The following is a 26,470-nucleotide window of genomic DNA, read 5'->3' as shown; positions in this document are numbered from 1 at the left end:
TCACCGCTCCCGCACCACACTCCGACCATCAAAGGACCCGGGCCATGCCCAGCACACCGGACACCACCCCACCCCCCACCCGTCCCGCGGACCCCGCCCCCGAAGTCCGCACCGAGAGGATCGGTACCGCCCTCCTCATCACCCTCGACCGGCCCCGCGCCCGTAACGCGGTCAATGCCGCCGTGGCGGCCGGACTCGCCCGCGCCCTCGACGAGTTGGCGGCCGACCCCGCGCTCCGGGTCGGCGTCCTGACCGGCGCGGACGGCACCTTCAGCGCCGGTATGGACCTCAAGGCCGCGCTGGCCGGTGAATCGCCCGAGATCCCGGGCCGCGGCTTCGGCGGGCTGACCGAGACCGTGACGGCCAAGCCGCTGATCGCCGCCGTCGAGGGCTGGGCCATGGGCGGCGGCTTCGAACTCGCCCTGGCCTGCGACCTCATCGTCGCGGCCGACGACGCCCGGTTCGGCCTTCCGGAGGTCAAGCGCGGCCTCATCGCGGCCGGCGGCGGGGCGATCCGGCTGCCCAAGCGGATTCCCCACCACCTGGCCATGGAGCTGCTGCTGACCGGGGAGCCGGTCTCCGGCGAGCGGGCCGGTCTGCTCGGCATCGCCAACCGCGTCGTACCGGCCGGCGAAACCGTCGCCACAGCACTGGAGTTGGCCGCACAGCTCGCGGCGAACGCCCCGCTCGCCCTCGCCGCGGTGAAGAAGATCGCGCACGCCGCCGACGGCACGCCCGAGCCGGCCGCCTTCGCCGCCCAGCGCAGGGAGATGGCCGTCCTCGCCGCATCGGCCGACGTACGGGAAGGCATGACGGCCTTCGCCGAGCGCCGCGCCCCCGTCTGGCAGGGCAAGTAGGAGGAGCACACCATGAAGCAGCACGACGTCACCCGGCATCATGCCACCCCCCTGATCAACCCGGCGTACCCACCCGTCATCCCGCGCTTCACCCACCGCGAGTACCTCAACATCGTCTACCGCACCGACTACGACGCGCTGCGCGCGGTGGTACCCGAGCCGTTGGAGATCGACGAGCCGCTGGTCCGCTTCGAGGTGATGCGGATGGGCGATGTCAGCGGGTACGGGCCGTACACCGAATCCGGCCAGGCGATCCCGGTCCGCCACGAAGGCGAGCGGGGCGAGTACCTGCACGCCATGTACCTCGACAACTTCCCGGCCACGGTCTCCGGGCGCGAGGCCAGTGCCTACCCGAAGACCGTCGGATCGCCGGCCCTGTACGTGGACCACGGCGCGCTCGTCGGCGTCCTCGACTACGGCACGGTCCGGGTGGCGACCGCCACGATGGGCTACAAGCACCATGAGCTGGACCCCGAAGAGGCGGCCGCGCAGATCACGGTGCCGACCTTCATGCTCAAGCTGGTGCCCGGGTACGACGGAGCGCCGCAGGTGGCCCAGTTGGTCCGCACCCAGATCAGCGACGTGGTCGTCAAGGGCGCCTGGACCGGCCCCGCCCGGCTGCAACTGGGTGCGCATGTGCTGGCCCCGCTGGCCGATCTGCCGGTCCGCGAGATCGTCTCGGCGAGCCACCTCCTCACCGACCTCACCCTGGCGCCGGTCAAGCCGGTGCACGACTACCTCGCGCGCTGACGCCGCGTACGAAAGAAGCATCTGCCATGAGTCACCCCCACCCCACCGTGGCCGTGATCGGTGCCGGGACCATCGGCCTCTCGTGGGCCGCCCTGTTCGCCGGGCACGGACTGAACGTGCGGGTCACCGATCCGCGTCCCGACCTCGCCGAAGCCGTCGATGCGGCGCTGGCCGAGGCCGCCCCGCAGCTGGCCCGGCAGGGCCTCGACACCGCCGGCCTCGCCGGCCGGGTCCAGCTGGCCGGCGAAGTCACCGAGGCCGTCCGCCACGCCGATGTGGTCCAGGAGAACGGCCCGGAGAACACCGCCTTCAAGCGTGAGCTCTTCGCCACCCTGGTGCGCGAAGCCCCGTCCCACGCACTCCTGTTGAGCTCCTCCTCCGCCATCCCGTCCACCGCGTTCACCGACCGGCTCGACGACGCCGGGCGCATCCTGATCGGCCATCCGTTCAACCCGCCGCACCTCGTGCCGCTGGTGGAGGTGGTGCCCGGCCGGCGCACCAGCGAGGACTCCGTCACCCGGGCGGTGGCGTTCTACCGCTCGGTCGGCCGGGTCCCCGTGGTGGAGCGCAAGGAGCTCCCCGGCTTTGTCGGCAACCGCCTGCAGAACGCGCTCAGCCGTGAGGCGATCCACCTGGTGGAGCAGGGCGTGGTCAGCCCGTCCGAGCTCGACGCGATCATGGTGAACTCGCTCGGTCTGCGCTGGTCGACGGTGGGTCCCTTCCTCGGCGCCCACCTGGGCGGCGGCCCCGGCGGCTACCGGCACATGGCCGAGCACATCGGCCCGTCGATGCAGCAGATGTGGGACTCCCTCGGCCGCCCCGAGCAGAACCCCGAACAGACCGAACGGCTCATCAGGGCCGTGGAGGACGCGTACGGCTCGCGCTCGTACCACGACCTCACCCAGGACCGCGACCGCAAGCAGCTCGCCGTCCTCGGCGCCCTGAAGAACGCCGGCACCACCAGCGAGCAGAACGAGGAGACCCGGTCATGACCGCCACCCACCCCGAGACCGCCCTGTCCGACGGCCTCACCGCCGACTTCTACGGCTATGAGAACCTGCTGCCCGACGAGGAGCGCAAACTGCTCCTGCAGGCCCGTGACTTTATGCGTACCGAGGTGAAGCCGCTGGTCAACGACGCCTGGGCCAAGGGGGAGTTCCCCCGCGAACTGATCGGCAAGTTCCGCGGGCTGGGCCTTTCCGGCGTCCCGTACGAGGGGTACGGCGACCCGCTGCCCGCCGGGAGCCATCTGCTGGTCGGCATGCTCGCGATGGAGTACACCCGCACCGACGCCTCGTCCGCGACCTTCTTCGGCGTCCACAACGGCCTGGCCATGTACAGCATCTACCGCGGCGGCGACCAGGAGCAGCGCGACCGCTGGCTGCCGGCGATGGCCGCCCTCGACAAGATCGGCGCCTTTGCCATGACCGAGCCCCTCGGCGGCTCCGACGTGGCGGGCGGCATGCGCACCACCGCCCGGAGGGCCGGCGACCACTGGATCCTCAACGGCGCCAAGCGGTGGATCGGCAACGGCACCTTTGCCGATCTGGTCATCGTCTGGGCCCGCGACGAGGCCGACAACAAGGTCAAGGGCTTCGTGGTGGAGCGGGGCACCCCCGGCTTCTCGGCTGCCAAGATCGAGAACAAGACCGCCTTCCGGATCGTCGAGAACGCCGATCTCACCCTGACCGAGGTCCGTGTCCCGGAAGCCAACCGCCTCCAGCGGGTGGACTCCTTCCGCGATGTCGCGGAGATCCTGCGCGCCACCCGCAGCGGCGTCGCCTGGCAGGCCCTCGGCGTGATGATCGGCGCCTATGAACTCGCGCTCGCCTACGCCAAGGAGCGCCGGCAGTTCGGCCGCCCGATCGCCCGCTTCCAGCTGGTGCAGGACCTCCTCGTCAAGAGCCTCGGAAACATCACCGCCTCCTGGGGGATGCTCGTCCAGCTGGCCCGCTTGCAGGACGCCGGCATCTTCCGCGACGAGCACTCCTCCCTGGCCAAGGCCTTCGTCACGGCCCGGATGCGCGAGGTCGTGGCCTGGAGCCGGGAGATATTCGGCGGCAACGGCATCGTCCTCGACTATGACGTCGCGCGCTTCTTCGCCGACGCCGAGGCCATCTACTCCTTCGAGGGCACCCGCGAGATGAACACCCTCATCGTGGGCAAGGCCATCACCGGCGAGAGCGCCTTCGTCTGACCTGCCCGGCCCTCCCGCGGAACGCGGGGCGGACGGCGATCCCCTGCCGCGTCCGGTGCCCAGGCACCACCGGGCGCGGCCTTCCGCTGGGTGCAGCACCCCGCCGGTCCGGCGGGCGCCGTCACGGTCCGTGAGCGGGCCCGGCGCGGCTCCGCGTGTCGGCCCTCTCGAAAGGGTGAATCCGTGCACCCATTGTGACGCCTCGATGTCACCTTGCGAACGACGTCGATCCTACGTTTGAGGCCTTCGGGGGCATCCACACCCGTCCAGTGAAAGGCTCCTCGATGGACACACGGATCGCACAGGTGAAGATCCACCCCGCCATAGGCATCGCCCGGATCGGCAACAGCGACAAACAGCCCTTCATAGGCCCGGAGTCACCGGACCAGCCGCCGCTGCCGGCCGGTTCCTACAAGGACAGCTCGGGGAAGATCATCCGGCAGGCCGCCCGTTTCCGGATCTACGGCTACAACCAGGCGGGCGAGATCGTCCGCGAACTGACGCTGGACGACGAGGACGTCACCGAGATCAAGTGGTCGGTGCACCTGGCCAACAAGAAGGCCGCCTGGTACCAGTTCCACATCCCGCTCGACATCCCCGAGGCCACCGGACTGCCGGACACCCAGCGGCGCCGGCGCAACGCCGACGTCACGGGAGCGGAGCGCAAGAAGCTCGTCATCGACCCCGGCCGCCAGACCATCCGCGCCTCCCAGCACGAGACCGCCACCTTCGCCGGAAAGATCATGACGCGGGCGGTCGCCCTGGGCTCGATCTCCACCCAGGCCGACGGACGCCTGCTGGTCGTCGGCGGTGCCGGCAAGTCGGCCTCCTACGCCACACCCGAGAAGCCGATCTCGGGCGTCGCCAACAACGACACCTGGTACGACGACGTCTCCGACGGCCCGGTCACGGCGGAGGTCACCATCGGGGGCGCCACGAAGACCGCGACCCCGGCCTGGGCCGTGGTCGCCCCGCCGCACTACGCGCCCGGTGTGAAGACCGTCCGCACCCTCTACGACCTGCTCCACGACGTGTTCGTCACCGAGCACACCCTGCCCGTCGAGCCGCAGGTGTCCTACCCCGACCACATCGAACCGATCCTGCGGCGGTTCTGCGACCTGCAGTGGGTCAACCACGGCTTCGCCACCCAGTTCGGCTGGGACGGCCCGTACCACTTCCTCGACCCGGCCATGCGCAAGCGGCTCGCCGACCCGGGCCAGGCCAGCCAGGAACTCCGCCGCCAGGTCTACGTCCACATGCGCGACTACGACCGCGACGGCACGTCCCCGCTGCCCTGGCCGTGGCTCTACGGCGATGCCATGTCCGGCGGCAAGCCCACCTCCGTCCGGCAGCACATCACGCTCTCCTCCGCCCAGGACCGGATGCTGGCCCTGTGGGCCGACGGCCACTTCACCTCCGGCCCGCCCCGCACCGGCTTCCCGGACGTGGACGAGGCGCCGGCCGCCGACCAGCCGCATCTGCTGGACCGGGCCGCGCTGGAGAACTGCGCAGCCGACGCGTTCCACCCCGGCTGCGAGGTCACCTGGCCGATGCGGCACAAGACCATGTACTCCGAGCCGTTCCGCATCCTGCACCGCAGCCCGGAGAACCCGGAACGCGACTACGGCGAGGTGCTCACCCTCCAGGACGCCCTGGGCAAGAACGGCCCGCTGTTCGCGCAGGGGCCGGGCGACCTCACCCGCTGGATGGCCGCCCCCTGGCAGTGCGACACGGCGAGCTGCCGCTCCGGCTACCAGGTGCAGTCGGGTCTCGGCCCCCGCTACAGCCCCTATCTGCCCACCTTCTGGCCCGCCCAGATGCCCAACCATGTGCTCAAGCAGGCGGACTTCGCCACCGTCAACACCCCGCCGACCGGCTCCGACGACAGCGCCAGGGAGAAGGCCTTCGAGAACCGCGCGGTGTGGCTGCGCGGCCTGAAGGGCACCAATTTCAACGTTCAGCGCCGGCAGATGATCGACGACTGGTTCAAGTTCGGCATCGTCGAGACACACGAATACACCGTGGGCGACGCGAAGTTCCCCCGGTACCTCCAGGTGGAGTCCGAGCCCGGCTATCCGCCGGCCGCCGACCACGCCAACCTCATCAACATTCAGGTACCCGAGGCGGGTGTGCCCCAACGGGCCGGCGCGGCCGGTGCCTGGACCGGGGAGGTCCCGGCCGAGACCGTCGAGTCCATGCTCGTCCAGCAGGCGGTCCAGGAGGTCAAGGAGGCGACCGGCCAGGACGAGACGGCGATCGCCGCCGGTTACCTGGAGAAGCTCGACCCCTTCCACGGCGCCCAGTGAGCCCCGTCCCGGGCTATGACGTCGTGGTCGCGGGCGGTGGCCCGGCCGGCTGCGCCGCCGCGCTCGCCCTCGTACGGGCCGGGCGCACCGTCCTGCTGGCCGACGCGGGCACCGGCCCGCCCAAGGCCGGCGAGGCACTGGTGTCCATGGGGCGGCTGCTCCTGGCCGACCTCGGCGTCGAGGAGCCCGTCCTCGGCAGCGGCCATCTGCCCTGCCACGGCAACCTGTCCGCCTGGGGCTCGGCCGAACTGCACGCCGTGGACTTCATCAACGACCCGTACGGACACGGCTGGCACCTCGACCGTCCGCTCTTCGACCGGCGGTTGCGCGATGCCGCCCGTGCGGCGGGCGCCGAGGTCGCCGAGCGCACCCGCGTACGGTGCCCCTCCCGGCAGCCGGACGGCACCTGGCGGCTCGCCCTGCGCGACCGCTCCGGCGGCGGGGAGCGGACGGTCCGCTGCCGCTGGGTGGTGGACGCCACCGGACGGGGCGCCGCGATCGCCGTCCGCTCCGGTGCGCGGCGGCGCACCGGGGACCGGCTCACCGCCTTCCACCTCACCCTCGGCCCGGCACCGCAGGCCACCACCGACGGCCGTTCGCTGGTCGAGTCCGACCAGGACGGCTGGTGGTACACCGCCCTGCTGCCCTCCCGGCACCGGCTGGTCGCCTACTTCACCGACCCCGACCTGCCCGTCGCCGCCGCGCGCGGCGCCGAGCGGTTCCGCGACCGTCTGCTGGCCACCCGGCACATCTCCCGCCGGGCCCGCCCGCACGGCCTCACCGCCCTGCGGCCACCCCGCCGCGCCCCCGCGCACAGCGCACATCTGGACCGGGTGCACGGCGACGGCTGGACGGCCGCCGGAGACGCGGCGGCCGCCTTCGACCCGCTCAGCTCGCAGGGCATCCTGACCGCCCTCTACACCGGGCTGAGCGCGGGCCGGGCGGTCGACGCCCGGCTGCACGGCGACCGGGCGGCGCTGGCCGACTACGCGGCGAAGGTCGCCACGGCCCGAGCCGCCTACCAGCACGGCCACCGTGCCGTGCACGCACAGGAAACCCGCTGGGCCGACCGCCCCTTCTGGGCCCGGCGCCGGCGGAACACCCGACCGAACCCCCACCCGACGAAAGGCGAGACCTTCTCATGAACACCACACCCGGGCCCGACCACGACGGACACGAGCACATCCACCGCTTCCTGCTGCTGGGCAAGAAGAAGCTGTTCTTCTACCACCTCGCGCTCTACAACCCCCAGTCCGGCCACAACTACCAGGCGGTGTTCACCTTCACCATCAAGGACAGCGGCGAGCTGCGGGAGAGGTACCTGCAGGACCTGGCGCAGCACGAGAACGAGCGGGTCTTCTACGCCCTGCGCTGTCCGCACCACTTCGAGCTCCCGGAGCTGCAGCAGGGCAAGGAGTTCAGCGTCCACCTGGAGCGGGTCGTCGTGAAGCCGGACGGCAGCCGCGACTTCCAGCAGATGACGACGACCGAGACCCCGGTGGAGTGCAAGAGGGAAGACGTCCGCTCCTTCCGCAAGCTCGGAGACCTGCCCTACCCCGAGTACCTCACCTATCTGATGTTCGGCGAGGGCGACGAGATCCACCTCGCCCACCAGCTCGCGGACCGCCCGAACTGGGACGAGGCCGTCACCGTCGCCACCACGAGGCCCATCGACCCGGCGACGCTCAAGAAGGTCCCCACCCTCGTCATCGACTCGATCCAGGACGCCCACGACAAGCTGATCGAGAGCCCGCTGAAGAACGGCCAGCAGTACCAGGGCAAGATCGACGGGACCGGCCAGACGGTCGACCTCACCGTCGGCCGCCAGGGCTGGTGGAACCACACCAGCCTCAACAACTGACCTGCCGCGCCCTTTCACTCCGCCCCATCGGACATCCGATGGGGCGGAGCCACAGCACTACCGCCGCCCTCAGGGCGATCTCCAGTCCACTCAGGGGGTGGGCAGGCCGCCCGGGCGGGCAGGGCGGCCGAAGCGGACCGGCACACCGGGGGAGTACAGCACGCTCACCGGCGGCCCGACCGGCGACGGCAGCCCGGCGGCGGTCACCAACTCATCCTCGCAGTGCAGGAGTTCGGCCCGGTGCAGTGGCCAGCGCGGGTGGATGTTGGGCAGATACACCGACCGGCCGAAGAAGGCGTTGTGCATGCCCCAGCGGGCGGTCAGGAAGTGTTCGAGTGCGGTCGGCTCCTCGATCCGCTCGCCGACCCGCACCCCGATCCGACAGCGCGCCCCGCGCGGCCCCGGCCAGCGTCGGCTGCTGGTGTAGCTGATGGTGTCCCCGTCGCGGTGGATCGCCATCTTGGCCCACATGTAGGGCAGCCGGAAGGCGCTGCGGGCGAAGGCCACCGGTAGCAGCCGCGATGCCTCCAGAGAGCGGAACACCACGCCGCGTCGGCCGTGCCGGTCCACCGAGTAGAGCCGCACGTTGGTCTCTGGAAAGGTGCCGAGGTACGGGATACCCGGCACCCTGAACCAGCCCACCCGGTACATCCTGAAGGCCACCAGGCCGACGTAGGTGAACCCGTCGTGCGTGTCCGGCACGGTCCCGGCCGGCAGCAGCGGCGCCACGTCCGCAGGGTCGGCGGCCCAGTGCAGGAACGACAGGTCGAGCCAGGACTGGGTGAGCAGCGTGCCCGGCACCTCGCGCACCGGATCGGGCGCTATCGGCTCTGCAGGGTCAGGGGCGAGCGACATCGCATCAGCGTCGCACACCCTTACGGCCATCGACCCGGGCACCCCCGGCCGGTCCGTCGTAGCGGGACGAGCTAGCCCCGGGCCGGTACCACCAACACCTCGGTGCCGCCCGCCCGTACGTCCCGTACCTGCTCCGCGGGCAGTCCGTCGTCGACGATCAGCAGGTCGAAGTCGGTCAGCGGGGCCAGCGCATAGAGGCCGCCCTTGGCGAACTTGGTGTGGTCGGCGACCAGGACGCGGCGGCCGGCGCTTTCCATCATGGCCCGCTTGACCTGCACGGTCTCCGGTGAGGTGTGGTAGCAGCGGCCGTTGGTGACGGCCGTGGTGGACATGAACAGCACATCGGCGCGAAAGGCCCGTACGGCATCGGCGGTGTGCGGGCCCATGAAGGCGTCATACGCCGGGAAGTAGGCACCGCCCAGCGTGATCAGCGAGATGCCGGGCTCCTTGGCGAGGGTGGTGATGGCCGGCAGCGAGTTGGTGATCACCGTCAGCGGGGTGTGCTCGGCGACCTGGTGGGCCAGCAGCAGACAGGTCGTGCTGTCGTCGAGCAGCACCGTCTGGCCGGGGACCAGCAGCGTCGCGGCGGCCCGTGCCAGCTGCTGCTTGGTCTGCGCCATGGTGGCCATCCGCTCCGCCACGCTGCCGTGGAACTGCGCCGACGGCAGCCCGGTCGCCCCGCCGCGCACCTTGCGCAGCCAGCCCTGCGCCTGAAGGGCGTCCAGATCGCGGTGCGCGGTCATCAGACTGACGCCGCACTCCTCGGCGAGGTCCGCGGTGCGCACGAAGCCGCGGGCGATGACCGTGTCGCGCATGCGGCGCCGCCGCTCCTCCTGGGCCTCGACCCGGTCCATGGCTTCGCTCCCTCCGGTCCCCGCGCGGCCGCCCGGTGTGGTGATGCGGCCCGTCGTACGGATCCGCCGCGTGAATTCGCCGCGTTATGTTCGCACGGATTTCACATGGCGCGCGCGGTGCCCACGGCGTCCACATGCGGTTCCGGTACGACACAACATGGCAGGTCGCGGCCCCGATGCGAAGATTCCGGCGGCCATTGACGCCCGTTTCTGCCCGGCGGTTCCATCGCAGCGTTCACCCCTCCTGCCCCGCCGCCGCAGAAAGGGAGATTCGATGACGAACTCTCCTCCGCGTTCGCTGATCACACGCCTGGGTATCCCGCCGACGCTCGCCTGGGGATACCTCGGACTCCTCCTCTTCATGATCGGGGACGGGGTCGAGTCCGGCTATCTCTCGCCGTACCTCATCGACCAGGGCATCTCGGAGTCCCGGGTCGCGCTGCTGTTCACCGTCTACGGGATCGCGGCGGGCATCGCCGCCTGGCTCTCCGGCGTGCTGTCCGACCTGTGGGGACCGCGCCGCGTCATGTGGACCGGACTGGGCATCTGGGGCGCCTTCCAGCTGCTCTTCCTGCTCGTCGCCATCCCGCTGACCAGCTATCCGCTGCTGATGCTCGCCTACGGGCTGCGCGGCCTGGGCTATCCGCTGTTCGCCTACGGGTTCCTCGTCTGGATCGCCAACGTGACGCCGCGCGTCCGGCTCGGTACGGCGATGGGGTGGTTCTGGTTCGCCTTCACCGGCGGTCTGCCCACTCTCGGCTCGCTGGTCGCGGGCGGCCTCATCCCGCACATCGGCGCCTACGCCACGCTGTGGGCCGCGCTGGTGCTGGTGGTCGCGGGCGGCCTGATCGCCCTGCTGCTGGTCCGTGACGACCACGGCGCGCGGCGGCCCCGCGGCGCGGGGGAGGGGCCGGTGGCCACCCTGCTCGGCAGCGTCACGATCCTGTGGCGCAACCCGAGGGTCGGGGCCGGGTCGGTGGTCCGGGTGATCAACACTGCCTCGCAGTTCGGCTTCTTCGTGATCATGCCGATCCACTTCACCAGGACGGTCGGCTTCAGCCTCACCCAGTGGCTGCATCTGCTCAGCGCGATGTTCGCCACCAATATCTTCGCCAACCTGCTGTTCGGCGTGGTCGGCGACCGGTTCGGCTGGCGCCGCACCATCGCCTGGTTCGGCGGCGCCGGCTGCACGCTCAGCACCCTGCTGCTCTTCTACGTGCCGGATGCGGCGGGCGCGAACTTCCCGCTCGCCCTCCTGGTCGCCGCGTTCTACGGCGCTACGCTGGCAGGTTATGTACCGCTGTCGGCGCTGGTGCCCACCCTGGAGCCGAAGCACCAGGGGCAGGCGCTGGCCGCCCTCAACCTGGGCGCGGGAGCCAGCACCTTCGTCGGCCCGGCCGTCGTCGCCGCCTTCGTCGGGCCGCTCGGCGTCGAAGGGGTTGTCTGGATCTTTGCGGGGATGTACGCGGTGAGCTGTGTGCTCGCCCATTTCCTGAAGCTGCCGGACGAGCCGGGTACGGCGGATGCGCGGGGTGTTGCCGTACAGCGCGGCGACGCCCCGGAGGGCACCGCGGCCGGCGCCGCCTCGGCCCCGGCGTGAGAGGACCCCACTGATGTCCGTACTGACCATCGACGTCGGCACCACGGTGATCAAGTCCGTCGTCTTCGATGACGAGGGCACCGAGATCGCCGTTGCCCGCCGGGCCACCGAGGTCCTGCGCCCGCACCCCGGCTGGGCGGAACAGGACATGGACGCCGTCTGGGACGCCGTCGTCCACACCGTCCGCACGGTCCTCGACGGGCTGGCCGACCCGGTCTGGCTGGTGTCCTTCACCGCCCAGGGCGACGGCGCCTGGCTCGTCGACGACCGCGGCCGGCCCACCGGACCCGCCATCCTGTGGTCCGACGGCCGCGCCGGGGAGCTGCTCACCGGCTGGCAGCAAGACGGCGTCCTGGAGGCGGCCTTCCGCCGCAACGGCTCGCTGACCTGCGCCGGGATGCCCAACGCCCTCTTCAGCTGGCTCGCGGCCCACGACCCGGACCGGCTGGCCCGCTCCGCCACCTCGCTCACCGCCGCCGGCTGGCTCTTCCTGCGCTTCACCGGTGTGCGCGCCAGCGATGAATCCGATGCCTCCGCCCCGTTCCTCGACCATGCCACCGGTGACTACGACCCGTACATCCTCGATCTGTTCGGCCTCGGCGGGTACGAGCGGCTGCTGCCCACCGTCCTCGGGGAGTCGCAGCGGATCGCCGAGATCACCGGCGAGGCGGCGGGTGAACTGGGGCTGCCGGCCGGGCTCCCGGTCGTGATGTCCCCCTACGACATCGCCGCGACCGCCCGCGGCGTCGGCGTCGTCAACCCCGGCCAGGCCTGCAGCATCCTCGGGACCACGCTGTGCACCGAGATCGTCCGTACCGACATCGACACCAGCGGCGAACCGTCCGGTATCCACATCGCCTACCGGGGCCGCGAGCGGGTGCTGCGGGCCTTCCCCACGCTCAACGGCGCCGAGGTGCTCGGCTGGGCGGCCCGGCTGCTCCATCTGCCCGGTCCCCCGGAGCTGGCGCAACTGGCCTTCGAGTCGGAGCCGGGCGCCCGCGGGCTGATGTTCCTGCCGTACCTCTCCCCGGCCGGTGAGCGGGCCCCCTTCCTCGACCCGGGCGCCCGCGGCTCCTTCTGGGGCCTGTCGCTGGAGCACACCCCCGCCGATCTGGCACGCGCCGTCTTCGACGGACTCTCGCTGGTCCTGCGGGACTCGCTGGCCGCCGCCCGTACGGACGTCAGCGAGCTGCGGCTGTGCGGCGGCGGTGCCAACAGCGACGCCTGGTGTGCGCTGATCGCCGATGCCACGGGTGTGCCCACCGCCCGCTCCGGCGACACCGAACTCGGCGCCAAGGGCGCCTTCCTCACCGGCCTGGTCCGCACCGGCGCCGAGACCAGCATGCACAGCGCCGCCGCCAAGTACGTCCGGATGCAGCGCAGTTGGGAGCCCGTGCCGGAACGCGCGGAGTTCTATGCCGCGCTGTACGAGGACTTCCTCGGGTGGCGGGCGCGCGCCCGGGAGGCCGGCTGGCGGGGCGGCGCCGTGTGGCGGGGGAGCGCCCGCCGCCGGGCCGAGGCTCCCGGCCGCCCGACCGAAACCCCCGGCCGCCCCGCCGGCACCACCCCCGGAGGCCCCCGTGACTGACCCGCGCCGCAACGGCGGTACCCCCGCCCCGAGCCTCGACGGCATCTGGCTCGGCCTCGACCTGGGCACCCAGAGCGCGCGCTGCATCGCCGTCGACGGCACCGGGCAGGTCCTCGCCACCGCCGCCCGCCCGCTCACCGGCCGCCGCGACGGCAACCGGCACGAGCAGGACCCCGAGGAGTGGTGGAGCGCGCTGGCCGCCGCCTGCCGGGAGGCCCTGGGGGGTATCGACACCCGGCGGATCCGCGGTCTGGCGATCGACGGGACCTCCGGAACGATCCTGCTCGCCGACGCCCACGGCACCCCGCTCACCCCCGGGCTGATGTACGACGACGGGCGCGCCGCCGCGCCGGCCGTGGCCGTCAACGCCGCCGGGGAGACGGTCTGGCAGGAGCTGGGCTACCGCAGCATGCAGCCGTCCTGGGCGCTGCCCAAACTCGTCTCCCTGCTGGAGGACACCCCCGCCCTCCGGTCCCGCGTCCGGCTGCTGCACCAGGTCGACCTGGTGACCTGGCGGCTGGCGGGCCATCAGGTCGCCAGCGACGCCAGCCACGCCCTAAAGACCGGCTACCACCTCGTCGAGGAGCGCTGGCCGCACGAGGTGATGGCGGAACTCGGCGTACCCGAGGGCGTGTTGCCCGACGTGGTACGCCCCGGCAGCCCGCTCGGCATCGTGTGCGCCGCCGCGGCCGAGGCCACCGGCATCCCCGAAGGGACCACGATCGTCGCCGGGATGACCGACGGCTGTGCCGCGCAGATCGGCGCCGGGGCGCTCGCGCCGGGCGCCTGGAACTCGGTGCTCGGCACCACCCTCGTCCTCAAGGGAAGCAGCCCGCATCTGGTCCACGACCCGGCGGGCGTCGTCTACTGCCACCGCGGACCGGACGACAACTGGCTGCCGGGCGGCGCCTCCAGCAGCGGCGCCGGGGTCCTTTCCCGGCACTTCCGCGGCGAGGACCTGGACGCGCTCACCGCACAGGCCGCGGCCCTGGACGCGGACGCGGTCGCCTACCCCCTGGTCTCCAGCGGCGGCGAACGCTTCCCCTTCCGCGCCCCCGACGCCGAACCCTTCGTCCTGGGCCAGGTCCCCACCCGGGCCGCCGAGTTCCACGCCTGTCTTCTCGGTGTCGCCTGCCTCGAACGGCTCTGCTTCGACTATCTCGACCACCTCGGCGCCCCCGTCGACGGGCCGCTCACCCTCACCGGCGGCGGCGCCCGCAACGCCTACTGGTGCCAGCTGCGCGCCGATGTCCTGGGCCGCCCCGTACGGCTGCCGCACCAGGCCGAGGGCGCGCTCGGCATGGCCGTTCTCGCCGCCACCTCCTCCGGCGCCGGCCTCCAGGAAGCGGCCGCCGCCATGGTCCGCATCGACCGGGAGCTGGCGCCCGCACCCGACCGCACCGCCCGCTACGCCCCCGTCCATCTCCGCTTCATCGACGCACTCACCCGCCGTGGCTGGCTCGACCAGGCCGTGGCCGACCACGCCCGCAGGAGGGCAGCACCGTGACCGACTTCATCCTCGTACGCCATGGCGAGACCGTCTGGCATGCGGAGAACCGCTACGCCGGCCGCACCGATGTGCCCCTCACCGCCCACGGCCGCGAGCAGGCCGCCGCCCTCGCCACCTGGGCCGCCACCGCCGGTCTCACCGCCGTCGCAAGCTCCCCGCTCTCGCGCGCCCGCCTCACCGCCGCCCCGGCGGCCGACGCCTGCGGCCTCACCGCGCACACCGACGAGCGGCTCTACGAGCTCGACTTCGGCCAGGGCGAGGGCCTGACCAGGGACGAGATGCGCCGGCGCTTCCCGGAGCGGCTCGCCGCCTTCCTCGCCGACCCGGTCGAGAACCATCTGCCCGACGGGGAACACCCGCGCCACGCCGCCGAGCGCGCCGCCGACTGCCTCGCCGACCTCGCCCGCGAGGAGCCGCACGGCCGGATCCTGGTCGTCGCGCACTCCACCCTCGTCCGGGTCCTGCTCTGCCATCTGCTGGGCATCCCGCTCGCCGACTACCGCCGGGTGTTCCCCCGGCTGCACAACGGCGCCCTCACCGAGATCCGCATCGAGAACGGGCGCACCGCACTGCTCAGCTTCAACACCCCGGCCCTGGCCCAGGCTCCCGCCCTCCACTGACCGACCGACCCCGGCCCCCGCCTTCCACCGACCGTCCGGCCACCCGCACCGCACCCGCCCCTCAGGAGAAGCCCCTCATGAGCACCACCGTCCTCGCCGCCGGCAACCACTTCATCCGCCCGAGTCTGTTCACCCGGTCGGTGCACGAGGCCGCCGGGGACACACCACTGGACGTGCGCGAGATCCAATTCGACTGGCCGCACACCCCCTTCGGGCCGGTCGCCGAGGTCATCGAGGCCTCCGGCAGTGAGGACGAGATGATCGAGGCCCTCCAGGGCGTCGAGATCTGTGTCACCGAGCACGGCCCGCTCACCGAGCGGATCCTCGCCAACTGCCCCGATCTGAAGCTGTTCTGCACCAGCCGCGGCGGCCCGGTCAACGCCAATGTCGAAGCCGCCACCCGGCACGGCGTCGCGGTCTGCTACGCCCCCGGCCGCAACGCCACCGCCACCGCGGAGCACACCCTCACCCTGCTGCTGGCCGCCGCCCGCGGCGTCGGCGACACCCACACCGATCTGCGCAGCGGCGTCTGGCGCGGCGACTACTACGACTACGACAACTGCGGCATCGAGATCGACGGCACCACCGTCGGACTGATCGGCTTCGGCGCCATCGGCAGCCGGGTCGCCAAGGTCCTCACCGCCATGGGCGCCCAGGTGCTCGTCCACGACCCCTACGTCCGCCCCGAGGCGCTGACCGGCCTCGCCGAGCAGGTCTCCCTGGACGCACTGCTGACGCGCTCCCGCATCGTCTCCCTGCACGCCCGGGTCACCGAGGAGACCACGGGCATGATCGGACGCAAGGAGATCGCCGCGATGCCCCGTGGCGCGATCCTGGTCAACTGTGCCCGCGGTGCGCTCCTCGACTACGACGCGGTCTGCGACGCCCTGGACTCCGGACAGCTCTCCGGCGCCGGCTTCGACGTCTTCCCCGAAGAACCGCTGCCCGCCGGCTCCCGCCTGCTGACCGCCCCCGGCGTCGTGCTCACCCCGCATATCGCGGGCGGCAGCCAGGAAGTCGCGCACAAGGCGGCACGGATCGTCGCCGCCGAGGTCGGCCGCTATCTGCGGGGCGAGCCGCTGGTGCACTGCGCCAACCCTGGTGTATTTCAGGCCAGTTGAGGCATCGGGAATCGGTCGTCCGGGGCGCGTCCGCCCAGGTGCCGGGGAGGTGGCGGAGGTGGAACAGCACTTTTGTGACCTTGGCGGAATCAACTACTGCCTGATGCACGTGCGTTGACAGTGCATGGGGGTGGCTCCACCATGCAACGCGGCATCAGCGGGCTGACCGCTGGTTACCGCAGGTGGCAGTGGTAAAGCGTGTCCGCCCCCAGCAGAAGGAGCGCCCGTGGCCCCCTGGCCCCCTCTCCCCGGCACCCCCTTTTCCGGTTCTGGTGACCCCGGTTCCCGGCCCGCCGGCTCCGCCCCCGACGCCGCTCGGCCCGGTCCCGCTCCTGCCGGGCAGACCGCCGGGTCCGCCGCTCCCGGCCCCGCCACCGCCACGCCCCCTCGCCCGGAAACCCCCGGCCGGGACCTCGTCGTCGCGCTCTCGCCCTTCGAGGAGCCGGGCGAGCGGATCGTCGTGGCGGCCGAACGCGCGGGCGCGCTCGGCCTGCTGGACCTGGGCCGGGACGCCGATGCCGCCCGCGACGCGCTCGCCCGGACAGGGCGATTACGCCACGGAGTGCGGGTACCGGTGGGGTGTCCGCTCACGCCCGCCGACCTGCCCGACGAGGTCGACACCGTGCTGCTCGCCGACCCGCGGGCGTACGCCGCCACCGGGCCGAGGGCGGTCCCCGGGCCGGACGACTGGGCGGGCAGCGGGCGGCGCCGGGTATGGGCCGAGATCACCACCCCCGAGGAGGCCGCGGCGGCGTGTGCCGCCGGCGCCACCGCGCTCGTCGCCCGGGGCCATGAGTCGGGCGGCCGGGTGGGCGAACTCACCACCTGTGTCCTGCTGCAACGCGTACTGGCCGACCCGTCCGTGACGGTGCCCGTGCTCGCCGCCGGGGGGATCGGCCCGCACACCGCCGCCGCGGCCGTCGCCGGCGGAGCGGCCGGGGTGCTGCTCGACTCCCAGCTCGCGCTGACCACCGAGGGGGCGGCCCGGCTGCCCCGCGCGGTCGCCGACGCGATCCGGGCCATGGACGGCAGCGAGACCACGCTCATCGCGGGTCACCGGGTCCTCACCCGCCCGGACCTCGGCATTCCCGCGGCGGCAGGGGACACCGCAGGCGGCCGTGCCGGGACCGCCGCGGCGGACGCCGGCCCCGTCCGCGTCGCCGCTCTCCTCGGCGCCCGGGACCTGCACACTCAGCTGCTCCCCATCGGGCAGGACGGGGCGTTCGCCGCCCGGCTCGCCGCGCGGCACCGCACCACCGGCGGTCTCGTGCAGGCGGTACGGTCCGCCCTCACGGAGCACCTCGCCGCCGCGGCGCGCACCCGGCCGCTCGCGCCGCGCCCCGGAGCCCGTCATCTCCCCGTGGCCCAGGGGCCGATGACCCGGGTCAGCGATGTGTCCGCCTTCGCCGCCGCCGTCGCCACCGAGGGCGGACTGCCCTTCCTCGCCCTCGCCGTCATGGACGGCGACCAGGTGCGCCGGCTGCTGGCCGAGACCGCCGAGCGGCTGGGCGAGCGGCCCTGGGGCGTCGGCCTGCTGGGCTTCGCACCGCCGGAGCTGCGGAGTCAACAGCTCGCCGCCGTGGCCGAGTTCGCCCCCGAGTACGCACTGATCGCCGGTGGCCGGCCCGCCCAGGCCGCGCCTCTCGAAGCGGCCGGGACACGGACGTACCTCCATGTCCCGGCGCCCGGCCTGCTGGAGCGCTACCTCGCCGAAGGCGCCCGGAGATTCGTCTTCGAAGGGCAGGAGTGCGGTGGTCACATCGGCCCCCGGGCCAGCTTCCCGCTGTGGGAGGAGCAGATCGAGCGGCTGACCGCCCACACCCGGACGCACGGCGGGACGGCCGAGGACCTGGACCTGCTCTTCGCGGGCGGCATCCACGACGCCACCTCCGCCGCCATGGCCGCCGCCGCCGCGGCCCCGCTCGCCGAACTCGGCGCCCGCATCGGCGTCCTGATGGGCACCGCCTACCTCTTCACCCAGGAGGCCGTGGCCACCGGCGCCGTACTCCCGGGCTTCCACGACACCGCGCTGGCCTGCGACCGGACCGTACTGCTGCGGACCGCACCGGGCCACGCCACACGGTGCGCCGAGACCGCCTACGCCGAGGAGTTCGCGGCCGCCGAACGACGCCTCGCCGAGCAGGGCACGGACCCGCGAGCACGGTGGGAGGAGCTGGAGCGGCGCAACCTCGGACGGCTGCGCCTGGCGAGCAAGGGGCTGCGCCACACGGACGGCGGGCGGCCCGCGCCTGCGGGGGAGCGGGAACAGCGCCGGGAGGGCCTCTACATGCTGGGCCAGGTCGCCACCGCCCGCAGCGCCGCCACCACTGTCGCCGCGCTGCACACGGCCGTGACCGAGGGGGCCACCGCGCAGCTCACGGCACGGGCCGAGCGGTTCAGGACCCCCGACGGGCCTCAGGACCCCTACCAGGGACGGGAGGCGGAGCCGCTGGACATCGCCATCGTCGGGATGGCGTGCTGCTACCCCGGAGCGGCCGACACCGCCCGATTCTGGTCCAATGTCGTCGCCGGCGTCGACTCCGTCACCGAGGTCCCCGCCGAGCGCTGGGACACCGGTACGTACCACGACCCGGACCCCGCGCGGGCGGGCGAACGCACCCCGTCGCGCTGGGGCGGCTTTCTGCCCGCCATCCCCTTCGACGCCCTCGCCCACGGCATCCCCCCGGCCTCCCTCACCGGCATCGATCCGGTGCAGCTGCTCGCCCTCGAAGCGTCCGCCAAGGCCCTGGCGGACGCCGGATACGCCGAGCGCGACTTCGACCGCGCCCGCACCAGCGTCGTCTTCGGCGCCGAGGCGGGCACCGAACTGGCGGGCGCCTACGGCCTGCGCGCGCTGCACCCTGCCTACCTGGGAGACCTGCCGCCCGAGCTCGACGCCGAACTGCCCCGCCTTACGGAGGACTCCTTCCCCGGCGTGCTCGCCAATGTCATCGCCGGACGCATCGCGAGCCGGCTCGACCTGGGCGGCGCCAACTGCACCGTGGACGCCGCCTGTGCCTCCTCGCTCGCCGCACTCGACCTGGCCTGCCGTCAACTGCGCGACCACGACAGCGATATGGCGCTGTGCGGCGGCGCCGATGTGCACAACGGCATCAACGACTACCTGATGTTCGCGTCCGTGCGCGCCCTGTCGCCCACCGGCCGCTGCCGCCCCTTCGACGCCGCGGCCGACGGCATCGCGCTCGGCGAGGGCGTCGGCGTTCTGGTCCTCAAGCGGCTCGTGGACGCCGAGCGCGACGGCGACCGGATCTACGCGGTCGTCAAGGCGGTCGGCACCTCCAGCGACGGGCGCTCCCTCGGGCTGACCGCACCCCGGCCCGAGGGCCAGCGGCGGGCCCTCGAACGCGCCTACCGACGCGCCGGGATCAGCCCCGCACAGGTCGGTCTCATCGAAGCCCACGGCACCGGAACGGTCGTCGGCGACACCACCGAACTCGGCGTCCTCACCGCCGTGTTCGAGGCCGCGGGCGCCGCCCCCGGCAGCTGCACACTGGGCTCGGTCAAGTCGCAGATCGGACACACCAAGTGCGCGGCCGGCCTGGCCGGTCTCATCAAGGCCGCGCGCGCCGTACACACGGGCGTACGGCCGCCGACCCTGCATCTGACCCGGCCGGCCACGGACACCGGCCCGTTCCGCTTCGACGCCGCAAGCGCCCGGCCCTGGCCGGTCCCCGTGGGGCGGCGCACCGCGGGGGTGAGCGCCTTCGGCTTCGGCGGCACCAACTACCATGCCGTGCTGGCCGGTTACGAGGGTGCTCCCGAGCCCGCCCACGCCCTGACGCACTGGCCCGCCGAGCTCTTCTGCTTCCGGGGGGCCGACCGTCCCGCCGCCGTCCGGGCCATGGAGCGCCTCGCCGCGCGACTGGCGGACAACGACGCCGCCGGGCGGCCCTGGCCGCTGCGCGACCTGGCCGCCGAGACCGCCTCGGCCACCGGCCCGGTCCAGGTCTGTGTGGTGGCCGACGACCTCGACGATCTCGCCGCCAAGCTGGCCGCCGCCCGCCGGTCCGACGCCGCCGAGGGCGTGTATCCGCGCCGTCAGGACGCCGACCCCGGGCTGGTCTCCTTCCTCTTCCCCGGACAGGGGAGTCAACGGCCCGGGATGCTCGGCGAGTTGTTCCTCGCCTTCCCCGCGCTGCGCGGCCTCCTCGATGACGCCGATCCGGAGTGGGTCGCGGCCATGTTCCCGCCCACCGCCTTCACCGCCGAGCGGCGGGCCGCCCAGCAGGCCGCCCTCACCGACACCCGCGTCGCCCAGCCGGCGCTCGGCCTCGCCTCCGCCGCCGCGCACCGGCTGCTCAGCACCCTCGGCGTGCGCCCCGACTGCACGGCGGGGCACTCCTACGGCGAGCTGACCGCACTGTGGGCCGCGGGCGCCTACGACACCGGGACGCTGCTGCGGCTCAGCGCCCGCCGCGGCGAGGCGATCCTCGGAGCTGCCGGGGACGACCCCGGGGCGATGGCCGCCGTCGTGGCCACTCCGGCGCGGGTAAGGGACCTGACCCACGCTGCCGGGGTCGTCGTCGCCAATCACAATGCGCCCGAACAGTGCGTGATCTCGGGGCCCACGGACGCCGTGGAAGCGGCCGTGGCGGCACTGCACACGGCCGGTGTGCAGGCGCGACGCCTGCCGGTGGCTTGTGCCTTCCACAGCCCGCAACTCGCCGCCGCCCGCGACACGCTCGCCGCCGAACTGTCCGCGGCACAGGTGTCCGCGCCCGCCTTCCCCGTCTGGTCCGGCGCCACCGCACGCCCCTACGACCGCGAGGCGTCCGCGGTACGCGCCACACTGGCCGGCCAGGTCGCCGCGCCCGTGCGCTTCGTGGACCAGATCGAGAACATGTACGCCGCCGGGGTGCGCACCTTTGTGGAGGCCGGGCCCGGCCGGGTGCTCACCGGCCTCGTCGGGCACATCCTGGACGGGCGGCCGCACACGGCCGTGGCGCTGGATGTCCCGGGCGAGCCGGGACTGGCCCGGCTGCCGCACGTCCTGGCCCAGCTCGCCGCGGCCGGGGTCCCGATCGACCCGGAGGCCCTGTTCCACGGGCGCACGGAGATGCTGCCCCCGGCCGCACCCCGCCGCCCGGGATGGCTGGTCGACGGGCATCTGGTGCGCACCGCCGACGGCGCCTGTCTGCCGGGCGGGCTGCGCCCGGCGCGACGGGTGGACACCCGGCGGGGCGGCGAGGGAGCGACGCCCGAGGGCGCTGCCGCACCCGGTGACGTCGCCCGGCAGGATGCGGTGCTGGAGTATCTGCGGGCCTCGCGCGAGCTCGTCGCCGCCCAACGGGACGTCGTACTCCGGTATTTGGGGGAAACAGGGGAGGCAGGGGAGGCGACCGCGGTCGCACCGCCGATGCCCGTCCGGGAGCGGGCGGTCGCCCCGTCGTACACCGCAGCCGTCGGGTCCGGAGCGGGGGCGGTGACCGGTGCCGCCGTCGGGCAGGAGCCCGTCACCGCGGCACGGCGTCTGCGCCCCGAGGAACTCCTCGATGCCGTACGGGAGATCATTCACACCCGGACCGGTTATCCGCACGAGATGCTCGACGCCGGGCTCGACCTGGAGGCCGACCTTTCGGTGGACTCCATCAAGCGGGTGGAGATCATCGGTGCGCTGGCCGACCGAGTCGGACTGCCGCAGGACGCCGACGGGGCCACGGAGTCGGCGGTGGAGCAGCTCGCCCGGGTGAAGACCATCCGCGGCATCGTCGACTGGATCGCCGCCGCCCACACCGAGCCGGCACCGGCGGCCCCGTCCTCATCCGAGTCCGTACCGGCCCCCGCCCCGCCCGAGCCCGCACCGGCCCACTCGCTGTCCGAGCCCGCACCGGCTCCGGCCTCCTCCGTGCCCGGAACGGCCCCCGCCGCCCCCTGGCCCGCACCTGCCGCGCCGTTGCGGCCCGCGGTATCCGCTCCCGCGCCGCGCGGCATCGCGAACCCGCCGGCCGAGGGCGAGGCCGACGGCGTGCCCGTGCCGCAGCGCCCCACCCGTTACCTGGTCCAGATCGCGCCGCTCGGCCCGCCCGCGGGCCGGCCGCCCGCCGAGGTGGTGGCGGGCAGCGACTTCGCCGTGGTGGAGGACGGGCAGGGCGTGGCGCTCGCCCTCACCGCCCTCCTGGAGAGCCATGGAGCCCGGGTACGCACCGTTCCCGCCGAGCGGCTGGCCGAGGTCAGCGCGGACGGGGTGGGCGGACTGGTGGACCTCAGCGCCCTGCGGGCGGGCCGCGGTGCCGTACTGCCCGGCCAGTACGCGGGGCTGCGCACCGCCCTGACCGGCGGGGCCCGGTGGCTGCTGCTGGCCACCGCGGCCGGCGGCAGCTTCGGCCAGGACACCACCGAGGACGCTCCCGACCCCCTGCCCGGCGCCGGGCTGCGCGGCTTCGCCCGTACGGCAGCCCTCGAATTCCCCGACGTCCTGATCCGCGCCGTGGACATCGACCCCAAGGACCGCCCCGAACGCATCGCGGCCCACCTCCTCGCCGAACTCTGCGCCCCCGGCGAACCGGTCGTCGTCGGCCGTACCAACGGCACCCGCACCACCCTGCGCACCGTTCCCACGCCGCTGCCCCACGACCGGCCCGCCACCGGCCGGCCACCGCTCGGCGCCGGCTCCGTGGTGCTGCTGACCGGCGGCGCGCGCGGCATCACCGCCCGTACCGCCCACGCCCTGGCCCGCGCCCACGGCTGCCACATCGAACTCCTCGGGCGCACGCCCCTGGAGGAGACTCCCGAGGACCCGGCGCTCGTGCATGCCCACGACCGCATCGCGCTGCGCGCCGCGCTCATCGCCCAAGGGCTGCGCAGACCGGCGGAGATCGAGGAGGCGGCCACCCGTGTCCTGGCCCGCCGGGAGATCGCCGGCACCCTCGCCGCCCTGGAACCGCTCGCCGCTTCTGTGCGCTACCACGCGGCCGATGTCACCGACGCGGACGCCGTGCGCGCCGTGGCGCGGGACATCCGGGACCGGCACGGACGCCTCGACGGGATCGTGCACGGCGCGGGCACCCTGGAGGACAGACTGCTGCGGGACAAGGACCCGGCCTCCTTCGCCCGGGTCTTCGCCACCAAGGTCGACGGCGCCCGCCATCTCCTGTCGGCCGCCGGTGACGACACGGGCCTCCTCGTCCTCTTCAGCAGCGTCGCCGGGGTCTTCGGCAACCGCGGCCAGGCCGACTACGCCGCCGCCAACGACGCCCTGGACACCCTCGCCAGGCACTGGTCGGCCCGTACGGCGGGCCGCGTCCTCGCCGTCGACTGGGGGCCGTGGGCGGCCGACGGCGGCGGCATGGTCACCCCGGAGCTGGCGCGCGCCTACGCCCGCCGCGGCATCCCGCTCCTGGACCCCGATGCCGCGGTCGCCGCCTTGCTGGACGAACTGGCCCACGGCTCCTCGGCCCAGGTCGTCCTGGCGGCGCGGGCGGGCGGGGAGGTGGCGGGCGATGAGTGAGACCGGTGCCCGGCGGACCGGCCCCCGCCCCACGGACGCCGCGATCGTCGGCATGGGGGCGCTCTTCCCCGGCGCCGCTGATCTCGCCGCGTACCGGCGCAACCTGCTGGCCGGTACGGACTGCATCACCGATGTGCCGCCCGGCCGCTGGGACCCGGAGATCTACTACGACCCGCACGGCGCCGAGGGCCCCGCCCGCAGCGACCGCTTCTACTGCCGGCGGGGCGGCTTCCTGGACGAGCCGGCCGCCTTCGACCCCACCCGCTTCGGCATCATGCCCGCCACCGTCCCGGGTGCCGAGCCCGACCAACTGCTCGCGCTGCGCGTCATCGCCGACGCCATCGCCGACGCGGGCGGCCAGGAGCGGCTGCCCGCCGACCGCTCCCGCATCGGCGTCATCCTCGGCCGCGGCGGCTTCATGGGCGTGGCCACCGCCCGCCTCGACCAACGGGTCCGCACGGCCCACCAGCTCGCCGTCACCCTGCGCGAAATCGCCCCGGAACTGGGGGAGTCGAAGATCTCCGCCGTACGGAAGGCCTTCCAGGAGAGCCTCGGCCCGGAACGTCCGGAGGCGTCCATCGGCCTGGTGCCCAGCTTCACCGCCGCCCGGACCGCCAACCGGCTGGACTTCCGCGGGCCCGCCTACACCCTCGACGCGGCCTGCGCCTCCTCGCTGCTGGCCGTGGCACAGGCCGTCGATCTGCTGGCCGCCGGGCGCTGCGACATCGTGGTCGCCGGAGCCGTGCACCACTGCCATATCGCCACCCTCTGGAGCGTCTTCACCCAGCTGCGCGCCCTCAGCCCCACCCAGTGCATCCGCCCCTTCGACCGCCGGGCCGACGGCACGCTGCTGTCCGAGGGCACCGGCGTCGTCCTCCTCAAACGCCTGGCCGACGCGGAACGCGACGGGGACCGGGTGTACGCGGTCCTCCGCGGGGCGGGGGTGGCGGGGGACGGGCGGGCATCGAGCCTGATGAACCCCCGGACAGAGGGACAGATACGGGCGCTGGAGCAGGCCTGGGGCAGCGCCGGCCTCGACCCGGAACACCCCACCGCGCTCGGCCTGCTGGAGGCGCACGGCACCGGGACCCCGGTCGGTGACGGCGCCGAACTCAACACCCTGGCCCGGGTGTTCGGGCCGCCCGGAGCGGGCCGGGCGCCGGTCGGGCTGGGCTCGGTGAAGTCGATGCTCGGCCACACCATGCAGGCCGCCGGGATCGCCGGACTGATCAAGGCCGCCCTCGCCGTCCACCACCGGACCCTGCCGCCGACCCTGCACCTGGACGAGCCGCACGAGGGCCTGGCCCGGACCCGGATGCGTCCGGTCACCGAGGCCGAGCCCTGGGACGCCGGACGCGCACCCTTACGGGCCGGCGTCAACGCCTTCGGCTTCGGCGGGATCAACGCCCACGTCATCCTGGAAGAAGCCCCGGGACGCCGGAGCGCCGCCGCGCCGCCCGTGCCCCGTCACTCCCCGCCGCGGACGGCGGAGCCGGAGCGCACCGTCCTCCTCACCGCGGACTCTCCCGGCGAACTGGCGGAGAAATTACGGAACATGGAAGGCGGAGACGCAGACGGGGGCGGGGGCACGGGCGTCCCCGCGGACGACGGGCCCTGCCGCCTGGCCCTCCTCGACCCCACCCCGCAGCGCCGCGCCCTGGCCGCCAAGATCCTTGCGCGCGCAGTGCCCTGGCGCGGACGCGGCGAGGTGTGGTTCTCCCCGCGCCCCTTCTTCGGGCCGTACGCCCGGGAGGCGGGGGCGCGGCTGGCTTTCGTCTTCCCTGGACTGGAGGCCGAACCGCCGCCGCGGGTGGACGACCTCGCCGACCTGATGTCCCTGCCGCGCCCCGCGGTCTCCGGCGGCAGCGGCCTGGTCGAACGGGCCGTCGACTCCCTTGCCGTCGGCCGGCTGCTCGCACGCGCCCTGGCCGAACTGGGCATCGTCCCCGATCTGCTGACCGGCCACAGCCTGGGCGAGTGGACGGCCATGGTGGTCGCCGGAATGTATCCGCCGCAGGCCGTGGACACCTTCCTCGACTCGCTGCGGCCCGGCTCCCTCGCCGTACCCGATCTGGTCTACGCGGCCCTGGGCTGCGGTGTCGTACAAGCGCAGGCGGCCCTGGAAGGCCTGGAGCAGGTCGCGGTCAGCCACGACAACTGCCCGCACCAGTCGGTGATCTGCGGAGCTCCGCGGCAGCTGGCCGAGGCCGTCCGCAGACTCGCCGGTCAGGGTGTACGGGCCCAGGAGATGCCGTTCCGCTCCGGCTTCCACACGCCGATGTGGGCGCCCTACCTCGACCAGGCCGGCGCCGCATTCGACGCCCTGCCGCTGCGGGACCCGCACCTCCCCGTCTGGTCGGCCACGACCGTCGCACCCTTCCCCGAAGACGCCTCGGCGGTACGTGCGTTGGTGCTGCGGCACCTCCTGGAACCGGTCCGCTTCCGGCAACTGACCCGACGGCTGTACGAGACGGGGGTACGCGCCTTCGTCCAGATCGGCGCCGGCAGCCTGACCGGCTTCGTCGGCGACACCCTCCACGGTGCGGACCATCTCGCCGTGGCGGCGGCCGACGCCCGCGGCGACGGAAGGACGCAACTGCTCCGGCTGGCCGCCGCGTTGTGGGCCGAGGGGCTGAACCCGCGCTGGGAGCGGCTGGCGCCTCCCGTCGGCGCCGCTCCGGCCGCGCACCGGGCCACGGTCCCGGAGGGAGCCGCCGCCCCGGTCCGGCTCGACCTCGGCTCGCCGCTGGTCCGCCTCGGCGGCGCGGCGCCGGGCGGTCGGCTTTTCGCGCCCGCGGACCCACCCCCACCCCCGGACCCACCCCCCGCCCCCTCCCCCGGAGGGGGAGGGGGGGGCGGGGCCGGGGGCGGGCTGCGGCACCC

Annotated in this window: 16 protein-coding genes; 14 read left to right on the top strand and 2 right to left on the bottom strand. The window is 73.6% G+C overall.

What is annotated here, in order from left to right; translation table 11 throughout:
• Positions 1–44 precede the first annotated feature (44 nt).
• From ACWGI6_RS33165 to ACWGI6_RS33135, 7 genes are all read left to right on the top strand, one after another.
• Positions 45–857 (top strand): crotonase/enoyl-CoA hydratase family protein, encoded by an 813-nt coding sequence (locus ACWGI6_RS33165; protein WP_453270940.1) that lies wholly within the window; start codon positions 45–47, stop codon positions 855–857.
• Between the two features lie 12 nt (positions 858–869).
• Positions 870–1,607, top strand: a complete 738-nt coding sequence (locus tag ACWGI6_RS33160; protein ID WP_453270939.1) for an acetoacetate decarboxylase — start codon at positions 870–872, stop codon at positions 1,605–1,607.
• 26 nt (positions 1,608–1,633) lie between these two features.
• On the top strand, positions 1,634–2,599 hold the full coding sequence (locus ACWGI6_RS33155) for a 3-hydroxyacyl-CoA dehydrogenase NAD-binding domain-containing protein (RefSeq protein WP_453270938.1): 966 nt from the start codon (positions 1,634–1,636) through the stop codon (positions 2,597–2,599).
• Positions 2,596–3,804, top strand: a complete 1,209-nt coding sequence (locus tag ACWGI6_RS33150; RefSeq protein ID WP_393905380.1) for an acyl-CoA dehydrogenase family protein — start codon at positions 2,596–2,598, stop codon at positions 3,802–3,804. The genes ACWGI6_RS33155 and ACWGI6_RS33150 overlap by 4 nt, the downstream gene beginning before the upstream one ends.
• Before the next feature lie 284 nt (positions 3,805–4,088).
• A complete protein-coding gene (locus ACWGI6_RS33145) occupies positions 4,089–6,110 on the top strand; it encodes a LodA/GoxA family CTQ-dependent oxidase (protein ID WP_453270937.1) in 2,022 nt (673 codons plus the stop codon).
• Positions 6,107–7,255 carry an NAD(P)/FAD-dependent oxidoreductase gene (locus ACWGI6_RS33140; protein ID WP_453270936.1) on the top strand — a complete coding sequence of 383 codons (1,149 nt, stop codon included), beginning with the start codon at positions 6,107–6,109 and terminating at the stop codon, positions 7,253–7,255. Before ACWGI6_RS33145 ends, ACWGI6_RS33140 begins: the two co-directional genes overlap by 4 nt.
• Entirely contained in the window at positions 7,252–7,971 is a 720-nt protein-coding gene (locus ACWGI6_RS33135) for a hypothetical protein (protein ID WP_453270935.1), read from the top strand. Before ACWGI6_RS33140 ends, ACWGI6_RS33135 begins: the two co-directional genes overlap by 4 nt.
• A gap of 90 nt (positions 7,972–8,061) precedes the next feature.
• Here ACWGI6_RS33135 and ACWGI6_RS33130 read toward each other — a convergent pair whose 3' ends face one another.
• Together ACWGI6_RS33130 and ACWGI6_RS33125 are read right to left on the bottom strand one after the other, a co-directional pair.
• Positions 8,062–8,826 carry a YqjF family protein gene (locus tag ACWGI6_RS33130; RefSeq protein WP_453270934.1) on the bottom strand — a complete coding sequence of 255 codons (765 nt, stop codon included), beginning with the start codon at positions 8,824–8,826 and terminating at the stop codon, positions 8,062–8,064.
• 71 nt (positions 8,827–8,897) lie between these two features.
• Positions 8,898–9,680, bottom strand: coding sequence for a DeoR/GlpR family DNA-binding transcription regulator (locus tag ACWGI6_RS33125; RefSeq protein WP_393905370.1), 783 nt, complete (start codon positions 9,678–9,680; stop codon positions 8,898–8,900).
• 274 nt (positions 9,681–9,954) lie between these two features.
• On the opposite strand from ACWGI6_RS33125, the gene ACWGI6_RS33120 reads away from it, so the two are divergent.
• From ACWGI6_RS33120 to ACWGI6_RS33090, 7 genes are all read left to right on the top strand, one after another.
• Complete coding sequence (locus tag ACWGI6_RS33120; RefSeq protein WP_453270933.1) at positions 9,955–11,280, top strand: MFS transporter; 1,326 nt, start codon at positions 9,955–9,957, stop codon at positions 11,278–11,280.
• A gap of 13 nt (positions 11,281–11,293) precedes the next feature.
• Positions 11,294–12,868, top strand: a complete 1,575-nt coding sequence (locus tag ACWGI6_RS33115; RefSeq protein ID WP_453270932.1) for an FGGY family carbohydrate kinase — start codon at positions 11,294–11,296, stop codon at positions 12,866–12,868.
• Positions 12,861–14,375: an FGGY-family carbohydrate kinase gene (locus ACWGI6_RS33110; protein ID WP_453270931.1), complete on the top strand. Its 1,515-nt coding sequence runs from the start codon at positions 12,861–12,863 to the stop codon at positions 14,373–14,375. The genes ACWGI6_RS33115 and ACWGI6_RS33110 overlap by 8 nt, the downstream gene beginning before the upstream one ends.
• Positions 14,372–14,998 (top strand): histidine phosphatase family protein, encoded by a 627-nt coding sequence (locus ACWGI6_RS33105; RefSeq protein WP_453270930.1) that lies wholly within the window; start codon positions 14,372–14,374, stop codon positions 14,996–14,998. The genes ACWGI6_RS33110 and ACWGI6_RS33105 overlap by 4 nt, the downstream gene beginning before the upstream one ends.
• A gap of 77 nt (positions 14,999–15,075) precedes the next feature.
• Positions 15,076–16,119, top strand: a complete 1,044-nt coding sequence (locus ACWGI6_RS33100) for a 2-hydroxyacid dehydrogenase (protein ID WP_453270929.1) — start codon at positions 15,076–15,078, stop codon at positions 16,117–16,119.
• A gap of 226 nt (positions 16,120–16,345) precedes the next feature.
• Positions 16,346–23,587, top strand: coding sequence for an SDR family NAD(P)-dependent oxidoreductase (locus ACWGI6_RS33095; protein WP_453270928.1), 7,242 nt, complete (start codon positions 16,346–16,348; stop codon positions 23,585–23,587).
• The coding region (locus ACWGI6_RS33090; protein WP_453270927.1) for a beta-ketoacyl synthase N-terminal-like domain-containing protein at positions 23,580–26,470 on the top strand (2,891 nt) is incomplete at its 3' end. The genes ACWGI6_RS33095 and ACWGI6_RS33090, both read left to right, overlap by 8 nt.

This window comes from Streptomyces sp. NPDC054786, assembly GCF_053611685.1.
The sequence above is the reverse complement of the archived record's forward strand: the minus strand, read 5'-3'. Positions and strand labels throughout refer to the sequence as shown.

Bases quoted from the DNA above. Each gene is read 5' to 3' on its own strand.
- ACWGI6_RS33115 (WP_453270932.1), top strand. From the start codon at position 11,294: ATGTCCGTACTGACCATCGACGTCGGCACCACGGTGATCAAGTCCGTC.
- ACWGI6_RS33165 (WP_453270940.1), top strand. From the start codon at position 45: ATGCCCAGCACACCGGACACCACCCCACCCCCCACCCGTCCCGCGGAC.
- ACWGI6_RS33120 (WP_453270933.1), top strand. From the start codon at position 9,955: ATGACGAACTCTCCTCCGCGTTCGCTGATCACACGCCTGGGTATCCCG.
- ACWGI6_RS33145 (WP_453270937.1), top strand. From the start codon at position 4,089: ATGGACACACGGATCGCACAGGTGAAGATCCACCCCGCCATAGGCATC.
- ACWGI6_RS33160 (WP_453270939.1), top strand. From the start codon at position 870: ATGAAGCAGCACGACGTCACCCGGCATCATGCCACCCCCCTGATCAAC.
- ACWGI6_RS33155 (WP_453270938.1), top strand. From the start codon at position 1,634: ATGAGTCACCCCCACCCCACCGTGGCCGTGATCGGTGCCGGGACCATC.
- ACWGI6_RS33125 (WP_393905370.1), bottom strand. From the start codon at position 9,680: ATGGACCGGGTCGAGGCCCAGGAGGAGCGGCGGCGCCGCATGCGCGAC.
- ACWGI6_RS33135 (WP_453270935.1), top strand. From the start codon at position 7,252: ATGAACACCACACCCGGGCCCGACCACGACGGACACGAGCACATCCAC.
- ACWGI6_RS33130 (WP_453270934.1), bottom strand. From the start codon at position 8,826: ATGTCGCTCGCCCCTGACCCTGCAGAGCCGATAGCGCCCGATCCGGTG.
- ACWGI6_RS33150 (WP_393905380.1), top strand. From the start codon at position 2,596: ATGACCGCCACCCACCCCGAGACCGCCCTGTCCGACGGCCTCACCGCC.
- ACWGI6_RS33100 (WP_453270929.1), top strand. From the start codon at position 15,076: ATGAGCACCACCGTCCTCGCCGCCGGCAACCACTTCATCCGCCCGAGT.